At 62.2% G+C, this 2,340-nt stretch carries 2 protein-coding genes; both read left to right on the forward strand.

What is annotated here, in order from left to right:
- Positions 1-202 precede the first annotated feature (202 nt).
- Positions 203-1,600 carry a class II fumarate hydratase gene (fumC, locus tag NKJ06_RS35150; protein WP_352627279.1) on the forward strand — a complete coding sequence of 466 codons (1,398 nt, stop codon included), beginning with the start codon at positions 203-205 and terminating at the stop codon, positions 1,598-1,600.
- Positions 1,601-1,780: 180 nt separating this feature from the next.
- Positions 1,781-2,200, forward strand: coding sequence for a DoxX family protein (locus tag NKJ06_RS35155; protein ID WP_352627277.1), 420 nt, complete (start codon positions 1,781-1,783; stop codon positions 2,198-2,200).
- The last annotated feature ends 140 nt before the right edge of the window (positions 2,201-2,340 follow it).

A 2,340-nucleotide genomic window follows, 5' to 3' on the forward strand; every position in this document is an offset into this window, starting at 1 on the left:
TCCTCTTCAAAGAGAAGGCACCTAAAGAATCAACCTTTCCACTCAACGCAAGACTTACTCTTACTCATATGCGATTCCCCTGCCCGCAAGGGGGGAGATCACCAGCATATCAACCGATTTGCATCCTTACCGCCCGTAATCTCCGCTTGAAGCCGTTTGTGCAACGCGATACGCCGTTGCCGACTTCGACAAGGAGAGACCCGTGACCGCTGCAAAGACCAGAACCGAAACCGACACATTCGGCCCGATCGAAGTCGCCGCCGATCGCTATTGGGGCGCGCAGGCGCAGCGTTCTCTAGGCAATTTCAAGATCGGCTGGGAAAAGCAGCCGGCTTCGATCGTGCGCGCGCTGGGCATCGTCAAGCGGGCGGCGGCCGAAGCCAATATGGAGCTTCAGCGGCTTGATCCTGCGATCGGCAAGACCATAGTCGAGGCGGCGCAAGAGGTCATCGACGGCAAACTCAATGAGCATTTCCCGCTGGTGGTCTGGCAGACCGGCTCGGGGACCCAATCCAACATGAACGCCAATGAGGTGATCTCCAACCGGGCGATCGAGATGCTGGGCGGCGTCATGGGTTCGAAGAAGCCGGTGCATCCCAACGACCACGTCAATATGAGCCAATCGTCGAACGACACCTATCCGACAGCCATGCACATCGCTTGCGCCGAGCGCATCGTGCACGATCTGCTGCCGGCGCTGAAACATCTGCACAAGGCACTTGAGGCCAAGACCAAGGCCTTCGCGCACATCATCAAGATCGGCCGCACGCACACGCAGGATGCCACCCCCCTCACGCTTGGCCAGGAATTTTCGGGCTATGCCGCGCAGGTCGCCTCGTCGATCAAGCGCATCGAGCTGACACTACCCGGCCTGCAGGAACTGGCGCAGGGCGGCACCGCCGTCGGCACCGGCCTCAACGCGCCGGTCGGCTTTGCCGAACGGGTGGCGGATCGCATCGCCACTATTACCGGCATCGCCTTCGTCACCGCGCCGAACAAGTTCGAGGCGCTGGCGGCGCATGATTCCATGGTGTTTTCGCACGGCGCCATCAACGCGGCGGCCGCGGCGCTGTTCAAGATCGCCAACGACATCCGCTTCCTCGGTTCCGGCCCGCGTTCGGGCCTCGGCGAACTGTCGCTGCCGGAAAACGAACCGGGCTCGTCGATCATGCCGGGCAAGGTCAATCCGACCCAGTGCGAGGCGCTGACGCAGGTCTGCGTACAGGTGTTCGGCAACAATGCGGCGCTGACCTTCGCCGGCAGCCAGGGCCATTTCGAGCTCAACGTCTACAACCCGCTGATGGCCTACAACTTCCTCCAGTCGGTGCAGCTGCTCTCCGACGCCTCGGTCTCCTTCACCGACAATTGCGTCGTCGGCATCGAAGCGCGGGAAGACAACATCAAGGCGGCACTCGACCGCTCGCTGATGCTGGTGACGGCGCTGGCGCCGACCATCGGCTACGACAATGCCGCCAAGATCGCCAAGACCGCGCACAAGAAAGGCACCACGCTGCGCGAGGAAGCCCTCGCCACCGGGCTGGTCAGCGAAGCGGACTATGACCGGCTGGTGCGTCCGGAGGACATGACGCATCCGGGGTAGGACATTTCGCGAGGGGAGAATTTACTCCTGTCGCAACCGGGCCCGACGCGAATTTTGCGCAGGTCGTCCGATCACGGAAATGTAAGTGCTGTGAACAATGTGTCGCCAGTCTGGCGGCTTTGGTGAACAGTCCGCGTGCTCTATCTCACCGGTATCAACCCCTTCCCGGAGAGAGTCACCATGTCCACCAACACTTCAGTCGCCGGTTCCAGCGCATCCAATGCCTCGACCACCATCCTCCTCGGTCGCGTCCTGCTCGCGGTCATCTTCCTGCTTTCAGGTTTCGGCAAGCTCACCGCCATCGCCGGCACAGCCGGCTATTTCGGCAGCCTCGGCCTGCCCTTGCCGACCGTGACGGCCATCATCGTCGGCTTGATCGAGCTTCTCGGTGGTGTCGCCATCCTCGTCGGCTTCCAGACCCGGATTGTCGCCTGGGTGCTCGCGATCTTCACCGTTGCCACCGCGTTGGTCGCCCACACCGGCTGGGCCGACCAGATGCAGATGATCAACTTCCTGAAGAATCTGGCGATTGCCGGCGGTTTCCTCGTACTGGCTTCCTCGGGCGCCGGCTCCTATTCGGTCGACGCCAAGCGCGGCTGAGCCAAGCCCGGCAAATAGCTGGACAAAAAAGCGGCGCGGGATTTCCGCGCGCGTGTTTAGGTGTCGGGATGTGCCCCCCCCTCTGACTGCGGGGATTGGTGGTTGGTTAAGGGGCAGCGGGCGTGGCCAAACGGCGGCCA

The sequence above is a fragment of the Mesorhizobium sp. M0293 genome, from assembly GCF_040321735.1.
GTDB lineage: Bacteria > Pseudomonadota > Alphaproteobacteria > Rhizobiales > Rhizobiaceae > Mesorhizobium.